Source organism: Xenococcus sp. PCC 7305 (assembly GCF_000332055.1).
Classification (GTDB): Bacteria; Cyanobacteriota; Cyanobacteriia; order Cyanobacteriales; family Xenococcaceae; genus Xenococcus.
Genome location: NZ_ALVZ01000151.1, coordinates 1 through 19,301 on the forward strand (window position 1 = coordinate 1; position 19,301 = coordinate 19,301).

Below are 19,301 nucleotides of genomic sequence, written 5' to 3' on the forward strand. Positions count from 1 at the left end.
AGGGATGAGGGATGAGGGATGAGGGATGAGGGATGAGGAAGAAGAAATAGCCATAAAGGGATTTATTGCTCATTACCTAGTCTTATCTAGGCGGAACTTAAATCTTATGTTAGCGTCAATTATGTTAATGTCACTTTGAGAAAGTTTTCGGCAAGTCCCAATGTTATATTAGTTAATAACAATAATGAATCAAGAATTCTTAATAAGTAAAATCGGAAAATATACCTCTGTTTTATCCGTTGCCTCTGCAATTACTTTAAGCTTCAGTAGTTTTGCGATCGCGGCTGATCCTTTCCGAGTTGATAATGCCCGAGACATTGGAGAACATACAGAAGAAGCATTCAATACTCTGTTTGTGCTCGGAGATTATTTTGGCAGTTTAGAACCTTTAAAAATTGCCGAGGTTGAAGAGCCAAATGAACCTCTTGCCTATACTTTAAGAGCCTCTCTAGCCTTTACCGAAGAAGATTGGGAAACTCTGAATACCTATGCCCAAAAAACCCTAGAAGTTGCAGAGAAGCTAGAAAAAACTGACCCTTTGCGAGGCAATCTTTATTTGGCTGTGGGACATTTTTTAGACGGAGCCTATATTTATGAAAAAGACGGCCCTCTAGGCGCAATTCAAAAATTACAACTGGTTTTTAAATATTTTGACGCTGCCGAAGTGGCTGACCCTAATGATCCCGAATTGAATTTGATCAAGGGTTATATGGATTTGCTATTAGCGGTAAATCTTCCTTTTTCCAGTCCAGAACAAGCGATAACCAGATTCAAAACCTATGCGGCTCCCAATTATTTAGTCAATCGAGGAATCGCCGTTGCCTATCGAGATTTGGAAAACTATGAAACCGCCTTAAAATTTGCGGATAAGGCTCTAGAAATTGCACCTGATAATCCAGAGCATTATTATCTTAAAGGTCAAATTTTAAAAAATATGGGCAAACAACAAAATAGTATCCCCATACTAGAAAGAGCCTTAGATTATTTTTCAAGAGCAATTAAGCAAGAATCACAATTACCAAAATTTATCGTCAAGCCCTTAAAAAGGGAATTAAACCAAACCAATAAAAGAATTGCCAAAATTAAAGCAGAAACCGCCAACAAATAAATGCTTTAGTCACTTTAGCCTAAACTAATCATATAAAGACAAAACATCCTCTTCTTGAAGAGGGCAAGAGTATAGGTATCCCTGTCCGTATTCGCAGCCTAAACTGAGCAAAATATCTTGTTGCGTTTTGGTTTCAATTCCTTCTGCGATCGCACTTAAGCCCAAACTATGAACTAAATTAATAATTGCCTTGAGAATATCGTAATTTTTATGATCAATATGAGGACTAATAAAAGAACGATCTATTTTGACAGTGTCCACAGGAAGATAACGCAGATAACTCAGGGAAGAATAACCCGTCCCAAAATCATCAATACATAAAGAAATACCTCGTTCCTTTAACTTTTCCAGCACTTTAAATACCATGGGTGTATTATGCATCAAAGTGCTCTCAGTTATCTCCAATTTAAGATTTGTTCCTGAAATTTTTAATGATTGCATTATCTGATCTATTTGAAACAATAAATCAGGATGCGATAACTGAATTCCCGACAAATTAATACTCATAATTAAAGAAAGACCTCGATTTGCCAACTGGGAAAGCCAAGACACTAGCTTGGAACAAGCTTCAGCTAAAACCCATTGACCAAGAGGCAATATTAATCCAGTCTCTTCTGATAAGGAAATTATTTTCTCTGGGGAAATATTGCCAAAATAATCATGGTTCCATCTAACCAAAGCTTCTACACATTCGATATTTCCTGTTACTAAAGAAACAATTGGTTGATAATTGAGATGTAATTTTTTATTATTAATTGCCTGCTGCAAGTCATTTTCCAATTGTAGTTTTTCCAAAGCTTGGGTATGCATTTGGGGATTGTAAAAAACCCTACTATTGGTAAAATTATTTTTAACCGAATGCATTGCAGTATCAGCGGCCTGCAACATAGTTTCAGGTTTTTCATAATCAATTGTATTAACGGCAATCCCAATATTAAAAGTAGAAAATATAGTTGTTTCTTGAAGCGGAAACTGAACTGTGAGATGAATATTAATATCTTCTGCTTTCTTTAAAGCATGGCTCGGATTGTCCAAATTGGTTAGTAGAATTGCAAATTCGTTGGTCCCAGTGCAAGCCACAACATCTTGATTACTCAGGAATTTTTCCAGACGTTTTGCGATCGCAATAAGAAGTTGTTCCCCTAGATCATGACCAAGACTATATTTAATGACATCAAAACGATCAATACTAATAACCAAAACAGCAAAACATTCTTGATGAGCTGCAATTTCTTCCTGACTTTGAGCCAATTGTCGAGATAAATGCTCCAAAAACAGAGTTCTGTTGGGCAAACCTGTCAATAAATCATAATAAGCCAAATATCTGAGTCTTTCCTGGGCCTTGCGATATTCTGTACGCAGAACTGCCTCTCGTAACGCTCTCTCTACTGCTGGGACTAAACGAGCTAGTTGACCCTTAAAGATATAATCATGAACTCCGGCCTTCATTGCTTCGACCGCAATATCCTCGCCAGTCTTGCCAGATACTATGATAAATGGTAAATCAAGTTGATATTCTTTGAATAACTGTAAAGCAGTAATAGCGTCAAACTGATTGAGATAATAATCGGCCAAAATAACATCCCAAACAATGTCACTATTGAGAGCCTTTTCTATCGCACCCCGACTATCCACTCTTTGGTAAATTGTCGGATAACCATTTTGTTCTAATTCGGTAACCAATGATTCTGCATCATCTTGAGAATCCTCTAAAATAAGCACATGCAGAAACCTACCCATAGGGGACTCCAGATATAAATAATAGCGATATTATTGACGAGCAGGTGAATGCTGATTCTGTCCCCGTAAATGAGGACTCCTTGACAAATTATTAACTAATATCCATTCTCTTTGTATTTTTGTTACATTTTTTTGCAACCTAGACTCATTAGCAAATTCTTTCTAATCCCATACCCAGAAATCTCCATTTCTTAGCCAGACTCTCATCTTAGTTGGGAATTGGCAGTCAAGACCACTAGCCAAAAGTTAAGTTTTGCGAAGAAAATCAACTAAAAATATTGTGTTATCGTCGGAAGCAAACTTTATTTAACATTCTACGAATAGTTGTAACAGTTATAATCTTTAGGTAATTAATCAGAGTTACTAAATCGGTTGTGCCTGATTTATAACAATCAAATTTCCGACAATGAATCCTGGAATGATTAAATTTTTAGAATCCCTGGCATTGCTGGGGGGCGCTGTTTTCATTATATATGCAATGACTTATTGGGCATTGGCATATTGGTTCCGCCAACTTTCGAGTGATATCTGGCTCAGTACACTTAGAGTGCTGCGCAAGCCTCTTATACTAATCGTTTTTTTCTTGGGGATTGCGAGATTACTACAGGAAATTGAGCCAGAAAGTATAGATGTTTGGGTTCAAAAATTATGTACGGCCGCTGCCGTGATTATCGCAACCTATACAGTAGGACAACTTTTCAAGCAGGTCATTATTTACTACTTAAAAATCTATGCGGAAAAGTCTGAAGCGAGATGGGATGATGTCTTTATCCCGATTGTGGAAACTTTAGCTCCTATCCTAATCTGGGTTATTGGTGGCTCCATTTTCTTTCAGACATTGGGTTTTAATGTCGCTGGATTATGGGTTGCGATTGGCGGTGCTAGTTTTATTTTGGGTTTCGCCTTCAAAGATGTTTTAGCCAATTTCCTAAGCGGATTAGTATTGCTAGTGGACACTCCTTTTCAGTTTGGGGATGTGGTTTCTCTGCCGCCTAAAGGAGATCGCGCAATTATCAGAAAAATCGGATTGAGGGTCACTCACCTTTATGTTATTAGCGAACATAGTGATATGTATCTGCCCAACGCAGTTTTTGAAAAACAACCGATTGTTAATCTAACTCGTCCGACACCTCATTACTATGATTCGCTCAAAATACTCACTCCAGCTGCTGCAGATCCCGCAAAGGTAATGCAAGTCCTAGAAAATGTGGTTTTGGCTCATCCAGATACCATGGGTCCCATTGAAAGAAAACTAGAGGTTTTAGAAAGATATTACGGTTTTTCTTCTCCGGGAATTAGGCAGGAAGAGAAAAGAAAGACTGGGTTGCAAAGACTTTCGGCAGAAAAAGAAGTAAATTATAAGCTACAAGAAATTGAACGAGCTTTTGACGATTTATCGGAAAAGATCGATGAGTTTGAAGATGCTGGGTTGGATGAAACTGAAATCAAAATTATCCGTAGTGATTTTATCGATATCTGTCAGATCATAGGTTTAGTGGCTAAATCTGAAAAAAAAGGATTTAGAGGCAAAAAATGGGTTCTTGAAGAAGCTGATCCTACTCAATTCGGGGGCGACCATTTAATTGGCAAAGTGCGTGCTTGGTACGGATATTGGTTAAAAGATCCTGATTTACTAAGAGAAGATCAAGTAATCCTGCCTGATGAATGGGAGCAGAAAATCAATGTACTGAAGATAAAGTGCAATAAGTTGCTAGGCAGATTTACCAGTATCTCCGCTGATGAAACTAGATTAGATGATGACTTGCAAGCTTCTATCCTCTGGCTTCATGATAGTTTTAAGCGTTCCCAAACAGAATGGCAATATCCCAAGATTTGGGTAGACGAAATTAAGATTATGGGTGGGCCACTTTTAGACCCATCAAAATCGTTCATCATTAGGTTTTTTGTGGATGATATGAAGCTCGAACATTGTGAAAGGGGGAATCGAGTCAAGGATGAATTGTATCGTGAAATTATGTGGCACCTCAGGAAATCTTACCTTTCCCAGTAGGGACGCTTTAAATAGTTATCACAAATCGAATACTTAAAAGTTTTAATGCTTCCTATAAATCTTAAAAATTATGGGAAGCTTTTTTATGTGCTTTCAATTATCCTTTAGCATCATTAATACTATCAATATCCTTAACCTCTAATTAACCTTCAAGCCCTAGCCTCTAAAACCTCAAACCTAGAACCTAAAACCTAATTGAATGTCTGTTTCTCAAAATTTCTCTTGGCGCAAGCGTCTGCAATATAAATTTGATAACTTTATGTCCCAGGGGGGACTAGCAGTTTTTCTGGCATTATTATCGGCTTTTTTTGCAGCATTTGTTCTCATGCTGATAATCCGTTATGGTGCAGAGTTAGTTTTCCCTAATTATTCTAGTGAATATTATGATTTGCCCTGGGAAGTGCTGATCCAACTAATAGGATTAAGATCTACAGAAGAAGACGCTAATTTTATCGTTAAAATTGTTACAGTGGTGACAATTTTTATTGGTCTGATATTTTTCTCCAGTTTGGTTGCTTTTATCACAGAAGAATTTGAATCTAAGCTTGCGGCATTGCGTAAGGGCAAAAGTATTGTTGTCGAGAAAAATCATACTTTGATTTTGGGATTTAATAGTCGTATTATTGATATTATTAAAGAGTTAATTATTGCTAATGAATCAGAAGATGATGCCGTAATTGTCATATTATCGGACAAAGATAAGGAAGAAATGGATGATTTTCTGCGAGATAATTTAGTCAATACTAAAACAACTAGACTCGTGACTCGTACTGGAAGAATTTCCAATATTTCTAATCTAAAAAAGGTTGGCATTCAAAGTGCTAAAACAGTAATAATTTTGAACGAGGCTAAAAGTTTAGATTCGGAAGAATTTAAGATTTCATCTGACTCAAAAATCATTAAATCATTGCTAGCTATTGTTGCCACAAAAGCTCAGAATAAAGAAGCTTATATTCCTTCTGTGGTTGTCGAGATTCATTCTCTACAATATCGTAAACTAGCAGAAGCGATCGCGCCTGGTTCGGTGACAACCTTAAATGAATCAGATGTCTTAGCAAGAATTCTCGTCCAAACTTCTCGTAATAATGGTTTGTCTGCCGTTTACTTAAATCTTGTAGGGTTTGAAGGAAATGAATTTTATTTTTACCGCCCGGATACTGGCTGGCATAATTTAACTTTTGGTCAACTACCTTTCCATTTTCCAGAATGTACTCCTTTAGGAATCAGAAGTTCAGCTGGCAATCTTACTTTAAATCCAGATATTAATTATCGGCTACAAGATAATGATGACATTGTGATCCTCGCCGAAGATGATTCGACGATTAATTTTACAATCAAACCAATAGTCTCAGTTTCTCAGAAAAATTTTCGTCGGCAAGAACAAGTAAAATTTGTCCGACCCCAAGAGAATCACCTTATTATTGGTTGGAATAATAAAACTGCTCTAGCTTTACAAGAATATGCCTTCTATCTCACAGAAGATTCCCAACTAACATTGATGACGAATCAGCTTGATGAAGATATTAAGCAACAATTCCAAGAGATTACTAATGCCTATCCCAAAATTAATTTCCAGTTATTAGAGATTGACCTTATTTCCTTATCTCAACTTAAAGAACTTGATCTACACAAATACAATAGCATTTCGATTATGGCACTGCGGGGGAGAAGCGCAGAAGAAACTGATGCCAAAACCTTGACTCTTTTGCTGGGGATTCAGCAAGTTCTGCGAGAACATCGTAGCTTAAATACTCAGGGTGTAAAAACTCAATTAATTGCCGAAATAATTGACTCTCAAGATACGGAGTTGGTTGTTCAGGCTGGGGTAAAAGACTTTTTATTATCCAATCAATTTGTCTCCAAAATTTTGGCTCAAGTATCCCAAGAGCCTGAGACCATGGATATTTATAACGATTTATTTCGTGCTGAAGGTAGTGAATTGTATCTCAAGCCTGTCTCTCTTTATTTCTTGCCTGAACAATTGAGTAAGGTGAGTTTTGGTGATTGTGTTTTGGCCGCTCAATCTCGTGGTGAATTATGTATGGGACTGAGGATTGTCTCAGAAACAACGAATAAGGAAAAAATGTTTGGTATCCGTTTGATTCCTCATATAAATACCGAATTCGAGCTTGCAGCCGATGATAAACTTATTGTCTTAGCAGAAGACGAACAATAATCAGTTATCAGTTACCAGTAGATTTATGAGAGTGACTTCAGAGCTCCGAGGGCAAGTGACGCAACTGCGATCGCAGTTGCAAAAAGCAGGATATGCTTATTATGTGCTGGATAATCCTATTATGGAAGATGCAGTATACGATCGCTTATATCGCCAACTTCAGGAGTTAGAAAGCCAATATCCTGGATTAATCACTTCTGACAGCCCGACTCAGCGAGTAGGGGAAGAGCCTGCAGCTCAATTTAATTCGGTAAAACATAATATTGCTCTTTATAGCCTGGAAAATGCGTTTAATCAGTCGGAGTTGAGCAAATGGGAGCAAAAATGGCGACGACAATTAGAAGAAGATATTGTTGAGTTTGAATATGTTTGTGAGCTAAAAATCGATGGCTCTGCGATCGCGTTAACCTATGAAAATGGTATTTTGACTCGTGGGGTTACCCGTGGTGATGGCATCACCGGCGAGGATATCACTCAGAATATACGCACGATTAAAACAATTCCCCTTAAGCTGAATATAGAAGATCCACCCCCAATAGTCGAAGTTAGAGGAGAAGCCTTTTTACCTCTCGATGTTTTTTCCATGATTAATCAAGAAAGATCAAAAACTGGAGAAAATCTATTTGCTAATCCTCGTAATGCGGCGGCGGGTACTCTGCGGCAATTGGATGCTCGAATAGTTGCTAAGCGCAAATTAAACTTTTTTGGTTATACCCTACATTTGCCAGAAGAGCGTCTCGATAATCAATGGGATTCTCTAGAATTACTGCAAAAAATGGGTTTCTTGGTCAATCCTCACCGCAAACTATGTCAGTCTCTAGAAGAGGTTGCACAATATTTTACCGACTGGGATGGCAAAAGACATGATTTGCCCTATATGACAGATGGGGTTGTTGTTAAGTTAAATAACTATGCTCTTCAAAAACAGTTAGGATTTACTCAAAAATTTCCTCGGTGGGCGATCGCACTTAAATATCCTGCCGAAGAAGTGCCCACAATTGTCAAAGATATTATTGTCAATGTGGGTAGGACTGGTGCTGTCACCCCGATGGCAATTATGGAGCCAGTGCAATTAGCGGGGACCACAGTCCAAAGAGCTACCCTGCATAACAGCGATCGCGTAGCCCAATTAGATATTCGTGTCGGCGATACCGTAGTTATACGTAAAGCAGGAGAGATCATTCCCGAAGTTCTCAGGGTAATCACGGATTTGCGGCCAGCTCAAACAGTGGCTTATCAAATGCCCAATAGTTGCCCCGAATGCAATTCCCAATTAACTCGTCCCCCAGGAGAATCCGTAACCCGCTGTGTTAACAGTTCCTGTCCTGCTATTTTACGAGGAAGTTTAGTTCATTGGGCATCTCGTGATGCCTTAGATATTAGAGGTTTGGGAGAAAGGATCGCAATCCTCTTAATTAATAGTAATTTAATCAAATCGATCGCCGATCTTTATCAATTATCGGTTACAGAAATTGCCAGTTTAGAGAGGATGGGGGATAAATCTGCTCAGAACTTGGTAGATGCGATCGCAGAGTCGAAACAGCAGTCCTATGCAAGAGTTCTATACGGTTTAGGTATTCGATATGTAGGGAATGTTAACGCCAAAATACTGACAGAAAATTTTCCTGACATAGAAAAACTGGCCCAAGCATCTATTTATGATCTCGAAGCTGTTTATGGTATCGGAGAAGAAATTGCCCAATCAGTTTTTCAATGGTTTAAAAATAATTCTAATCAAGAATTAGTAAAAGCCTTACAGGCCGCAGATTTACAATTTGCTACAGGATCTGATACTTCTAATTTTGATCACGATCAATCATCTAATATTACTCAAATATTTTCAGGCAAAACTTTTGTTATTACAGGAACCTTGCCCAGCTTAAAAAGAAATGAAGCCAAAGAATTGATTGAACAAGCTGGGGGAAAAGTAACAGGTTCAGTTAGCAAGAGAACTGACTATTTACTAGCAGGAGAAAATGCCGGTTCTAAACTAATCAAAGCCCGCAATTTAGGTATTTCCGAACTAACAGAACAACAACTTTTAGAGTTACTAAACAAGTAACAATTTGCTAACTGTTTACTGACCACTGTTCACGGAATCAACCCATTCTACTTTGTTTTTAATGGGATCACGCCGACTTGCAGTAGCAGGATTGTCACTATAACCCAAATATAAATATCCTAAACAAAGATCTTTTTCTCCCAAATTCAAAAAATCCTTTAACTCCTGAGTATAAGTAACACCTCCAGATCCCCAAAAACTACAAATCTCATAGGAAGTCGCAGTTAACGCCATATTTTGAACACTACAAGCTACAGCCTCAATTTCTTCGATTCTCGGTATTTTCTCGGATTTTTGACGCTCCATACAGATTACGACAACATGAGAAGACTTAAGTATATTTGTCTTCAGACGATTATACTTTTCCAAACGAAAATTCTCTTCAGCTGTTAGTTTTTGATACAGATCAGCCTGAAAATTAGCTAATTTTTCTAACCCATCATCAGTAAAAACCTTAAATCGCCAAGGTTGAGTTAAGCCGTGAGTGGGAGCCCAACCGGCATTTTCCAAAATTTGCCAGACTATCTCATCGGCAATTTTCTCACCGTTGAAATAACGAGGCTTAGTAGAACGACGAGATTGGATCAATTTATTTACTTGTTCGGAAGGAAAACTCATGATTACTACGTAAACAAAAAAGAATAAAGTATTTTTTAATCTTTGCAACCTACTTTCCGTAATTATACTTACAGGTATAGGATCTACAAAAAAGAATAAAAATGAAAAGATTCAAGTATTATTAATCACCCGATAGTAAAACCTTTGCCGTAATTAGAACTAGAGGTTATTATCGCAAAAGAAAGCTTACGAGGAAAAACTCAGTTAAAAACTAGTAATAGACACCGATTACCTACTTTGTAATCTTGGGAAATGTACGATTGTTGTAAGCAAATATGTTCATTTCTAAATTTAATTGAAACATCTTGTTTACATAAACTTATTCAAGCGCAGACTAACCATCGGCATACAAAAATCTAATTTACTCTAACAGCACTTAGATTAATAATATAGTAATACCTATGAAAGATAGCTCTCAAAAAGATAATAAAAAACTTCTGCTAATTGATGATGATCCCAACTTAATTTTGCTGGTCAAAGATTACCTGGAATTCCGAGGCTATAATGTCGTGACAGCTGAAAATGGCAGAGAAGCTTTAGAAGTTCTCGACCAAAATATTCCTGACATGATTATTTGCGATGTGATGATGCCGGAAATGGATGGCTATTCTTTGGTACAGCATATTAGGCAAGAGCCTCAGACCAATACGATCCCAGTATTGTTTCTCTCGGCGAAAGGACAGAGCCAAGACAGAGTAAAAGGTCTAAATGAAGGGGCTGATGTCTATATGGTAAAACCTTTTGAGCCAGAAGAACTAGTGGCACAAGTGGAGTCGTCCTTAAAACAGATTAAGCGTCTATCTCAGGGAAGAATTCTGGGCAAGGATGGAGGCTCAACTATTCAGGTTCCCAATAATGTAGAGTTAACGCCTACAGAATTAAAGGTAGTTCAGTTAGTAGCCAAGGGAATGGCCAATCGAGAAATCGCCGAAAAACTTAATGTAAGCCAGCGTACTATTGAAAGTCACGTTTCTAATATGCTCAACAAAACAAGCCTCAATAACCGCACCGAGCTGGCTCGTTGGGCAATTGAAAGCAATATGGCTTGACACTCTCGTCGTTAAGTTAATACCCATTACCCAAGTTTTGAGCTATCTCCCATAGATTAGTTTGTAGCCAATAAGCATCCGTTTTCCTATTAGTGGGTATTTCTAAAACTCTAATCCCTTCTGTTGGTAGGGTACCTAGTAGGTCACTTAATTGTTGCCAATTATTAATTAATTTATGTTCTATTCCATAGGTTATACACAACTGATTTAAATCTACTTCTTGAGGAGTGGCAAAGTATTCTTCAAAAAGAGGATTGAATGAGTTAATTGGCAACATATTAAAAATACCTCCACCATTATTATTAATTACAATAATTGTTAAATGGCCTTGGAATTTATTTCTCATTAGAAAGCCATTAGTATCATGTAATAAGGCTAAGTCTCCTGTAAGTAATACTGTGGCCTGATTATTATCGGCAATACCTAATGCTGTCGATAATGTCCCATCGATTCCATTGGCTCCACGACTGAAGTAAGGCTTGATATTTTTGTTATTTGGTTGCCAAAAAAACTCCATATTTCGCACTGACATGCTATTGGCAATAAACAAAGGGGTTCGAGGTGGTAAATGTTGAGATAAGAGCCAGGCAACTTTGCCTTCATAGAGAATATCTAAGGACTTCAGTTTATCTGCGATCGCGTTTCTTGATTGCAGATCCAAGTTTAACCATTGCTGTAAATATTGATTATTGAGTTTCTTATCTAATGCCAAATTCAAGTTATGAGCAAAATCGCTCACAGAACTGCGCAAATGTATTGTCTTACCATGTAATGGATCAAAATTTTCTGGGTTAGATTCAATAATATAGCGAGGTCTATTATATTGCTCCAACCAATTTCTGAGTATTTTACTTGTGGGAAGTTCTCCTAGCTGGATAACTACTTCGGGAGTCAAATGCTCTGCAATCTTTTTATTTCTTAAAATCAGATCGTAAGTAACAATCAGATGGGGATTTAAATCTGCATAATTGCGTAGAGGTGATAAGGCTTCTGCGAGAACGGGAAAATTTAGTTTATTAGCCAGTAAGGCGATCGCTCGACAATATAATTCTGGACTTTCAGGCTGGGCTAAACCTGCAATAATAATGCCTTGAGTTGCCGTAAAATCTGGTATGGAGCAAGATATTGACTCAACCTTAGAGTATTTAGGCACAGAAACATGAGCCAAAAAATCTTCTGTGGGAAAGTCTAGTTCTAGAGCCTGAACTGCTGATTGGGCAATGGGAGCTAAAGGTTCGCGAAAAGGTAAATTTAGGTGGACAACTCCCTCGATCGGAAACAGCGATCTTGACCAAGCTTGAATAATATTTTGTCTCAGATACTGAAGCATCCCCATATTAGTTTCAGGAATAGCTAATTCGGCATACCAATTGGGATAATTACCATAGAATTTTACCTGATCAATAGTTTGCCCTGCATGACAATTCCGTAACTCTGTGGGGCGATCGGCCGTTAGAATAATCAGAGGGATTCTACTTTCTTTTGCTTCAATAATTGCTGGGTAGAAATTAGCACCAGCTGTTCCCGAAGTACAGACTAAAATAGTTGGTAAATAAGTTTGTTTTGCTACCCCTAAAGCAAAAAAAGCCGCAGAACGTTCATCCAAAATAGGAATTGTTCTCACCTCGCAATTATTGGCAAAGGCGACAGTTAAAGGAGTAGAACGAGAACCAGGACAAACAACAGCAGTCTTTAAACCTAGTTTCACTAAAGTTGTAACTAAAATTGAACTCCAGAGAGTATTGACATTGCGAAAATCGAGCATCGCCCCTTTCAGTTGACAGTAAACAGTTATCAGTTAACAGTAAACAGTTATGAGTCAATAGTCAATTTTTCATGGAGAGACAAACTTTTAAGTTACTTGTGCTGTCAGTTTACTCCTATTAGTTAACTAGCAAATGCTTCTCAATCAATAAAGGAACCTGCTTTGGACTCACACGCTGATAGCGGGCCTTATCGGGCATTACTACTATATTGGGTGCTTTCTTGCATTGTTTGAGACAGCCAACAGTTTTAACCTGCACCTGATCGGCAATTCCTCGATTTTCCAATTCAGTTTGCAACATTCTACAAGCTGATTTTCCTCCTTTTTTCCAACAAGTTGATTTGCTACAAAATAATACTTTAGCTTTGGGTTTAGTGTTGTTTGAAGTTACCAAACCATCTGACGCGAAGTTTGACAATGATTTTTTGGGAAGCAATTCTACCTTGTAGGCTTTGTACTTAACTTGTCCTTTGTGAATTTCGTATTTTCGCATTCCTGTAACTTTCAACCAGCAGCCAGGTTTGAGCTGGTCATTAAGACGATGACGAAGTTCTTTGGCAACTTTAACCGAATATTCTTCTTTTTTTGTTGACAGTTGTAGATGCTTAATGGACCTGTCCGACTTAATGACAAGATCTTCTAATTTACCAACAATAGTGAATTCCGATACCAACGGTTGAATTGTAGTCATAATGTCACTTCTTAATAAATTTTATTTGCATTTACTGATAAGGTTTCATTTGCCAACATTGATTCAGCCAATCAACTAACTCATGACGGTTGCTAGTCACCTGCTTCACAATACTCCATAATTGAATTGCTTGCTGAGGACTATCGGGAGCTGCCTGCAATGGCTCATTTATCCGGCAGGAACAACTAATTTCTAGGGATTGAAGTCGATGATATACTTGCCAACGCTCTGACCATTCTACGGTTACATTTTGTGACTCTTTATTGATTATCATAGTATTTTATCTATATTTATAATCTTTCTTCCTCAATCGACTTTTCGAATCCGCCGTGAAATGCAGAACTCACAATTGACTTTAATTATCAATAAACTTAATTATTCATACTGTAGCAGTATCTTTGAGTAAATAGCAATAATTGTCAATAATTTCTTTTTATTTTCATGAGGAAATTTTCAATATCCGGTAGTCATACAAAAGTAACGATATAAATTAATCGTTGAGATTTAAAAAATTCTGTTATGGCGCTACGCGCAAGTCAAGAGTCAAAAGTCAAAAGTCAAAAGTCAAAAGCGGTGCGTCCCTGACGAGGTTCCCTCGTCTAAGGAGCGCGCACCAAGAGAAGTCAAAAGTTTTTAGATATAAAGAGTTTTTATGTTTATCATTGCTGGATTCATCTTTTTTCGGGATTTCCCTAACACCTAATACCTAACACCCAAAACCTTTTACCCGCAATTAACTTAATTTTGCCAAGTTGTGATCATTACTTGTTTAGCGCTACTTAACCTAAAGAAGTAGATATTTCTTATGGGGACACATTTTGTGATGAGTGAATTTATGATTTGCCATCTTTGATTTTAGTTGTTGAAGTATTGTTCAAATACACCAAGTAAGGAGTCACCAGAGTTTTCAATACAGTGAGCCATCACCTTATCGGAGACCTCACCAGATTTCACCACATCAATAGTCAACTCGTTTTTTTTGCCTCTCAAAAAGCCATGAAAATAAGCCAATGTAGCTTCTTGGTCATTATCTTTGAGCTTCAGCAAATCTCTACAATTGAGAGTTTCTATACTGATGATTGGAGAATTTTCGATAACAGACTCACTCTGTCCGTAAACATTTGCGGAGGGGATACCTAATAAAAAAGCTGTAGACAGACAGATCCATTTTAATTGATTCATAACCCTTGTTGTTCTCTCAAATAATTTTCTTAAAGTATCAAAAAATAAGTAAGTAATTTTATATTAATTACGTGGGTTTACTCGCCCTGTTATACAATCGTCGTAGGCTAGATCGTGTAGACGTTGATAGTCCGAAGATTTCTTCGAACCTCCGCTTAATCCCCCAACTAAGGCTCCAATGCCAGCTCCTTTTCCCGTATCACCAAATATTCCACCTATTAAGGCTCCTCCAGCAGCCCCTCCAGCAGCTCCTCTCAAAGTGTGATTGCGACTATTGCGTTTTGCATAATCTCTGGCATATTCTTCGCATTCTGAGCGCGATTGCGCTAAAGCCAGACCGCTACTAACGAGCTGAACTAAGCCAATTATGCTAATTATCAGTATTAATTTTTTTGACAATTGCTTAATTATCCTTCACTACAAATGTTTGTTATGAATTTATTATTTTCAATTTTTCATGGACAGTATATTACGGTAAGAGACTGTTAGTAAATTTAAACTAACATAATCAAACTCCTTTATATTCCTGGCGATTGATTCCCATTAATCCGAGATAAGTTCCTGTTCCCTTGTAAATATACATTAGGGATTTAAAAATGCCTTGTCTTCCCCAAAATAAGGAAAAAGGAAGCCCGACAATGCCAATCAGGATCAATGCCAGACCTTTTAAGGCTCTGATAGCTTTTGTGGCCCAAGAGGGGTAGAGTTCTTTTTCTGAGAGACTGCGAGTTGACCATAAATGGCGACATCTTTCTAAAATCCATTTTGGTTTCGTGCGATCAGCTGGTAGCCAATCGTAAACGATCGCATCATCAGCCCAGACGATTTTATAACCAGCTTGATAAATTTGCATAAACAAATAAGTATCTTCTCCTCCTGTCAGAGCAAAACGATTATCAAAAACAGGATTATATTGTCGTAAAATTTCAGCTTTTACTAAGACATTGTTCGTGAAAGCAACTTCCCTAGATTCTCCAGTTTGAGAACGAGGTGGGTTGAAAAAGCCACTTTTCATAACCCAGTCAGCAGGTTCTTTCTCCATAAAATGGGGTAGAACTGTCCCTGTTACTACATCTGCTTGATATTCTTGTTGTACCCACAAAAGCTCGTCTAACCAATTGGAAACAGGCACTTCATCATCATCAAGAATTGCGATCGCATCTGTTTGGGGATTGGCCAGGCTTATAGATTTATTGCGCCCATAAGTGACACCTTGCTGCAATTCGACATCGGTTTTGAGAATCCAAGGAAAATCTGCTTGCATTTCTTGGCAGACTTTTGCTGCTTCACCTTGATTATGATTATCGATAATAATGACTTCGATATCAGGACGAGCTATTTTCTCAAACCTTAGTTGGGCAAGACCTTGCAATAATCTCTGCAATCCTTGAGGTCGTTTGTAAGTGGTAACGCAAATGGAGACTAGCATGGAACTATAACCTGTCGTTGTTGGAGAACTTAATATTAACTGTTTTTAAGTGAATAACATTAATATAGTATTATTGTTCCCGATTCTAAAAACTCATTTATAGGAATAATTATAGAGTGGAAAATTATGATTGGATTGTTATTGGTGCAGGCATTACAGGTTCAGCTTTAGCCTACGAACTCAGCAAACAACAATTCTCGGTTTTGTTGCTGGAAAAAGATCCCATTCCTGATAATGCAACTTTCTATAGCTATGGTGGCTTGGCCTATTGGACAGGCACCACAGATGCGACTCGTCAATTGGGGATAGAAGGTCTAGAGTTACATCGTCATCTGGGGGAAGAACTAGCTGGGGAGACAGAATTTCGCGAATTAGATTTACTCCTAACTATTAATCAACAAGATGATCTCCAGCAGATTGCCAAAAGTCACGATCGCTTTGCTATTACGCCTCAACTATTGGATGTTCCAGAGGCTTGTGAATTGGAGCCCTTGCTCAATCCAGATGCGATCGCAGGTGTTCTGAGATTTCCTTATGCCCATATTCATCCCCAAAAAACTAGTCAAGCCTACCAAAATGCCTTGGTTCGTCATGGCGGAATTATAAAATATGAAGCCGCAATTGATTTGATTCGTCAAGGCGATCGGATTCAAGGTGTAATTACTCAGCAAAATACCTATCATGCGGCTAATACTGTAGTTGCCACAGGAGGACTTACTCGTTCTCTATTACAAAAGCTCGGGATTAAGACAAAAACCTATTTTACCCATGCTCAATTGATCAAGACTGCCCCTGTCGATTTTGAGTTGAAAAATATCATAATGCCGGCGGCGCAACAAAGATTTAGCCTCGAAGCCACAGCGCAGGAACTCGAATCTCGTGGTGCTTGGGAACAACCAGAGCCGACGGTAATTCAATCTATTTTAGATTCGGGAGTCGTTCAGTTTCGCGATCGCAGTCTCTGCATTGGTCAAATCAGCGCGATCGCAACTGACCCCCAAACTGATTTTAATCTCGAGCTTGCCGAATCCCAAATTCGTCGTCAGATAACTCCCATCTTACCGAAACTGAGTGATATTTATGGAGTTTGCCACCATTGTCTGGTCGCTTTTAGCGATCGCCCAATTGATAATGTGGAACCTGTCGAATCTGTAACGGGGCTGTATCTTTTTACCGGTTTTACCAGTACTTTAGTCTTTGCTCCCGTGATCGCAAGACGTTTTGCCAAGCAGGCAGCTCGTTAAGTTTATTTATTAATAGTGGATATTTTAATACAAAAAAATTCATTTTTAATACAAGTCAAGATCCAATTATTTTCTCAATTAATTACATCTTAAAGTCCGAAAAAGTGGGTTTTTAAAACTAGAAAAGGGAACTATAAATAACGTGGCTAAATAATAGTCTATAGCGAGAAATATTACAGGAGAGATCTGCAAATGACTAACGTAAGCTCAGGATTACCAGTAGAGAAAATTGGCGAACATCATAAGGTTAATCCTCACCCTGCCAATGTTGAGTTTCAAGATTGGATAAATTACCATGAACTAGCTTTTGATTGCTTGTCTTTAGGCGAAGTTGTATATTTATTGGAATGTCTAAAAAAAGAAGTAGAATCAACAGAAGTCTCTGATATTTCGGCGTCGATTGTTTTTCCTAAGACGAAAAAACAACGTATGATTGCCAAATGGAATAATATGCTTACTGTTGCTCATATTAAATCTTTTGTTGGTTCCTTTAAGGAACGTTTGGCAATGCTTGTCACTTAAAATTGCAATATGAAACAATCGATAGAAGTAATCGTAATTGGCAGTGGCATTGGAGGTTTATGTTGCGCTGCCCTGCTCGCTAAATATGGTTTAAATGTCCTGGTTTGCGAAAGCCATTCTATCCCAGGGGGCGCAGCCCATAGTTTTGAGCGCAAGGGCTATAAATTTGATTCTGGGCCTTCGTTATATTCGGGAATGTCCTATTCTCCTTCTACTAACCCGTTGAAGCAAGTCTTAGATGCGATCGCAGAAGATGTGACCTGGGTAAATTATGACACTTGGGGTTGTTTGCTCCCAGAAGGCGACTTTAATACGGTTGTGGGTGCTGAGGATTTTTGTACTGTTTTGCAAAGATTGCGGGGGGCCACAGCAGTTCAAGAATGGCGCAACTTGCAAGCAGTCATGGAACCGCTATCTGAGGCAGTTAATGCCATTCCCCCTTTAGCGATTAGAAACGATTGGGCCGCGGCGATCGCGATCGCCCAATATTTACCGGCAACCCTTTGGCATACTCCCAATATCATTCGGCTAACAGGTCCTTTTAGTCAGATCATGGATGGTGTGGTGCAAGATGAATTCATTCGCAACTGGTTAGATCTGCTTTGCTTTCTGCTTTCTGGGTTACCGGCATCTGGAACTAGTGGAGCCGAAATGGCTTTTATGTTTGCTGAATGGTACAAACCAGGAGTGGTTTTAGATTATCCCCTCGGTGGTAGTGGTGCCGTGGTTGATGCCTTGGTGAGAGGATTAGAAAAAAATGGCGGTCAGCTTTTACTCAATAGTCATGTGGCAGAAATTATAGTTAAAAATAAGCGCGCCACAGGGGTAAAATTGCGTGATGGTAAGGAAATAATGGCTAGCAAGGCAGTCATTTCTAATGCTTCGGTTTGGGATACTTTGAAACTTTTGCCCCAAGATGCCGCACCCCAAAGTTTTGTCAAGGCAAGAGCTGCTACTCCTGAATGCGAAAGCTTTCTGCATTTGCATTTGGGCATCGATGCCACAGGTTTGCCCTCAGATTTGCAATGTCACTATATTGTGGTGAATGACTGGAAACAAGGAGTCAGTGCGCCTCAAAATGTTGTAGTTGTCTCCATTCCTTCGGTGCTCGATCCTGCTTTGGCCCCTCCAGGAAAACATCTAATTCATGTTTATACTCCTGGGAATGAGCCTTATCAACTTTGGCAGGGACTAAAGCGCAATAGTCCTGAATATCAACAACAAAAAGCGGCTCGTGCCTCGATTATGTGGCAAGGTTTGGCGAGAGTGATTCCTGATATTCGCGATCGCTGCGAGGTTACGTTAGTTGGCACACCTCTGACCCATAGTAGATTTTTGCGACGTCATCATGGTTCCTATGGCCCCGCGATCACAGCAGGCAAGGCTCTATTTCCCGGTGCGACAACACCAGTATCGGGTTTGCTCTGTTGTGGGGATTCTACTTTCCCTGGCATTGGCCTACCTGCAGTGGCTGCCAGTGGTGCGATCGCCGCAAATACCTTGGCTCCTATTGGTCAACATTTGAAGATGCTTCAAGATCTTGGGTTATAAATTATTACTTATTACTAAATAATACTGAAGTCGACGGAAGCAAATTACTTTTTCTCGCAGACATTTGTCTTGGAGATGACATAGATTTGTTATAAAGCTAAATCAGCCAACATGATACTCATCAATCAATTATGTCGGCGGCGCAGGATCTGA

16 protein-coding genes are annotated in these 19,301 nt (G+C 38.6%); 8 read left to right on the top strand and 8 right to left on the bottom strand.

What is annotated here, in order from left to right:
- Positions 1-184: 184 nt before the first annotated feature.
- Positions 185-1,108, top strand: coding sequence for a Sll0314/Alr1548 family TPR repeat-containing protein (locus XEN7305_RS09120; protein ID WP_006509112.1), 924 nt, complete (start codon positions 185-187; stop codon positions 1,106-1,108).
- Positions 1,109-1,132: 24 nt separating this feature from the next.
- Here the strand turns inward: XEN7305_RS09120 and XEN7305_RS09125 are convergent, their stop codons facing one another.
- A complete protein-coding gene (locus XEN7305_RS09125; RefSeq protein WP_238568954.1) occupies positions 1,133-2,830 on the bottom strand; it encodes a bifunctional diguanylate cyclase/phosphodiesterase in 1,698 nt (565 codons plus the stop codon).
- 496 nt (positions 2,831-3,326) lie between these two features.
- Between XEN7305_RS09125 and XEN7305_RS09130 the strand changes: the two genes are divergently transcribed.
- From XEN7305_RS09130 to ligA, 3 genes are all read left to right on the top strand, one after another.
- Entirely contained in the window at positions 3,327-4,859 is a 1,533-nt protein-coding gene (locus XEN7305_RS09130) for a mechanosensitive ion channel family protein (protein WP_202951256.1), read from the top strand.
- Positions 4,860-5,058: 199 nt separating this feature from the next.
- The gene (locus XEN7305_RS09135; RefSeq protein ID WP_006509115.1) at positions 5,059-7,035 is read left to right on the top strand and encodes a hypothetical protein; all 1,977 of its coding nucleotides are present in this window, start codon (positions 5,059-5,061) and stop codon (positions 7,033-7,035) included.
- Positions 7,036-7,060: 25 nt separating this feature from the next.
- Positions 7,061-9,097, top strand: coding sequence for an NAD-dependent DNA ligase LigA (ligA, locus tag XEN7305_RS09140; protein ID WP_006509116.1), 2,037 nt, complete (start codon positions 7,061-7,063; stop codon positions 9,095-9,097).
- A 15-nt stretch (positions 9,098-9,112) separates the two neighbouring features.
- On the opposite strand, the gene XEN7305_RS09145 is transcribed toward ligA, so the two are convergent.
- Positions 9,113-9,715 carry a nitroreductase gene (locus tag XEN7305_RS09145; protein ID WP_006509117.1) on the bottom strand — a complete coding sequence of 201 codons (603 nt, stop codon included), beginning with the start codon at positions 9,713-9,715 and terminating at the stop codon, positions 9,113-9,115.
- A 401-nt stretch (positions 9,716-10,116) separates the two neighbouring features.
- Between XEN7305_RS09145 and XEN7305_RS09150 the strand changes: the two genes are divergently transcribed.
- Positions 10,117-10,764, top strand: a complete 648-nt coding sequence (locus tag XEN7305_RS09150) for a response regulator transcription factor (protein WP_006509118.1) — start codon at positions 10,117-10,119, stop codon at positions 10,762-10,764.
- A gap of 16 nt (positions 10,765-10,780) precedes the next feature.
- Here the strand turns inward: XEN7305_RS09150 and menD are convergent, their stop codons facing one another.
- From menD to XEN7305_RS09180, 6 genes are all read right to left on the bottom strand, one after another.
- Positions 10,781-12,529: a 2-succinyl-5-enolpyruvyl-6-hydroxy-3-cyclohexene-1-carboxylic-acid synthase gene (menD, locus tag XEN7305_RS09155; RefSeq protein WP_006509119.1), complete on the bottom strand. Its 1,749-nt coding sequence runs from the start codon at positions 12,527-12,529 to the stop codon at positions 10,781-10,783.
- A 118-nt stretch (positions 12,530-12,647) separates the two neighbouring features.
- Complete coding sequence (locus XEN7305_RS09160; RefSeq protein WP_006509120.1) at positions 12,648-13,220, bottom strand: ferredoxin; 573 nt, start codon at positions 13,218-13,220, stop codon at positions 12,648-12,650.
- Between the two features lie 31 nt (positions 13,221-13,251).
- Positions 13,252-13,494, bottom strand: a complete 243-nt coding sequence (locus XEN7305_RS09165) for an Asr1405/Asl0597 family protein (RefSeq protein ID WP_006509121.1) — start codon at positions 13,492-13,494, stop codon at positions 13,252-13,254.
- A gap of 581 nt (positions 13,495-14,075) precedes the next feature.
- A complete protein-coding gene (locus XEN7305_RS09170; protein ID WP_006509122.1) occupies positions 14,076-14,402 on the bottom strand; it encodes an HdeA/HdeB family chaperone in 327 nt (108 codons plus the stop codon).
- Between the two features lie 63 nt (positions 14,403-14,465).
- Positions 14,466-14,801: a YMGG-like glycine zipper-containing protein gene (locus XEN7305_RS09175; RefSeq protein WP_006509123.1), complete on the bottom strand. Its 336-nt coding sequence runs from the start codon at positions 14,799-14,801 to the stop codon at positions 14,466-14,468.
- A gap of 109 nt (positions 14,802-14,910) precedes the next feature.
- A complete protein-coding gene (locus tag XEN7305_RS09180) occupies positions 14,911-15,831 on the bottom strand; it encodes a glycosyltransferase family 2 protein (protein WP_006509124.1) in 921 nt (306 codons plus the stop codon).
- 116 nt (positions 15,832-15,947) lie between these two features.
- On the opposite strand from XEN7305_RS09180, the gene XEN7305_RS09185 reads away from it, so the two are divergent.
- The 3 genes from XEN7305_RS09185 to XEN7305_RS09195 all read left to right on the top strand — a co-directional run bounded on the left by XEN7305_RS09185 (position 15,948) and on the right by XEN7305_RS09195 (position 19,148).
- Complete coding sequence (locus XEN7305_RS09185; RefSeq protein WP_006509125.1) at positions 15,948-17,075, top strand: FAD-binding oxidoreductase; 1,128 nt, start codon at positions 15,948-15,950, stop codon at positions 17,073-17,075.
- A gap of 192 nt (positions 17,076-17,267) precedes the next feature.
- Entirely contained in the window at positions 17,268-17,597 is a 330-nt protein-coding gene (locus XEN7305_RS09190; RefSeq protein ID WP_006509126.1) for a hypothetical protein, read from the top strand.
- Positions 17,598-17,606: 9 nt separating this feature from the next.
- Entirely contained in the window at positions 17,607-19,148 is a 1,542-nt protein-coding gene (locus XEN7305_RS09195; protein WP_006509127.1) for an NAD(P)/FAD-dependent oxidoreductase, read from the top strand.
- Positions 19,149-19,301: the final 153 nt, after the last annotated feature.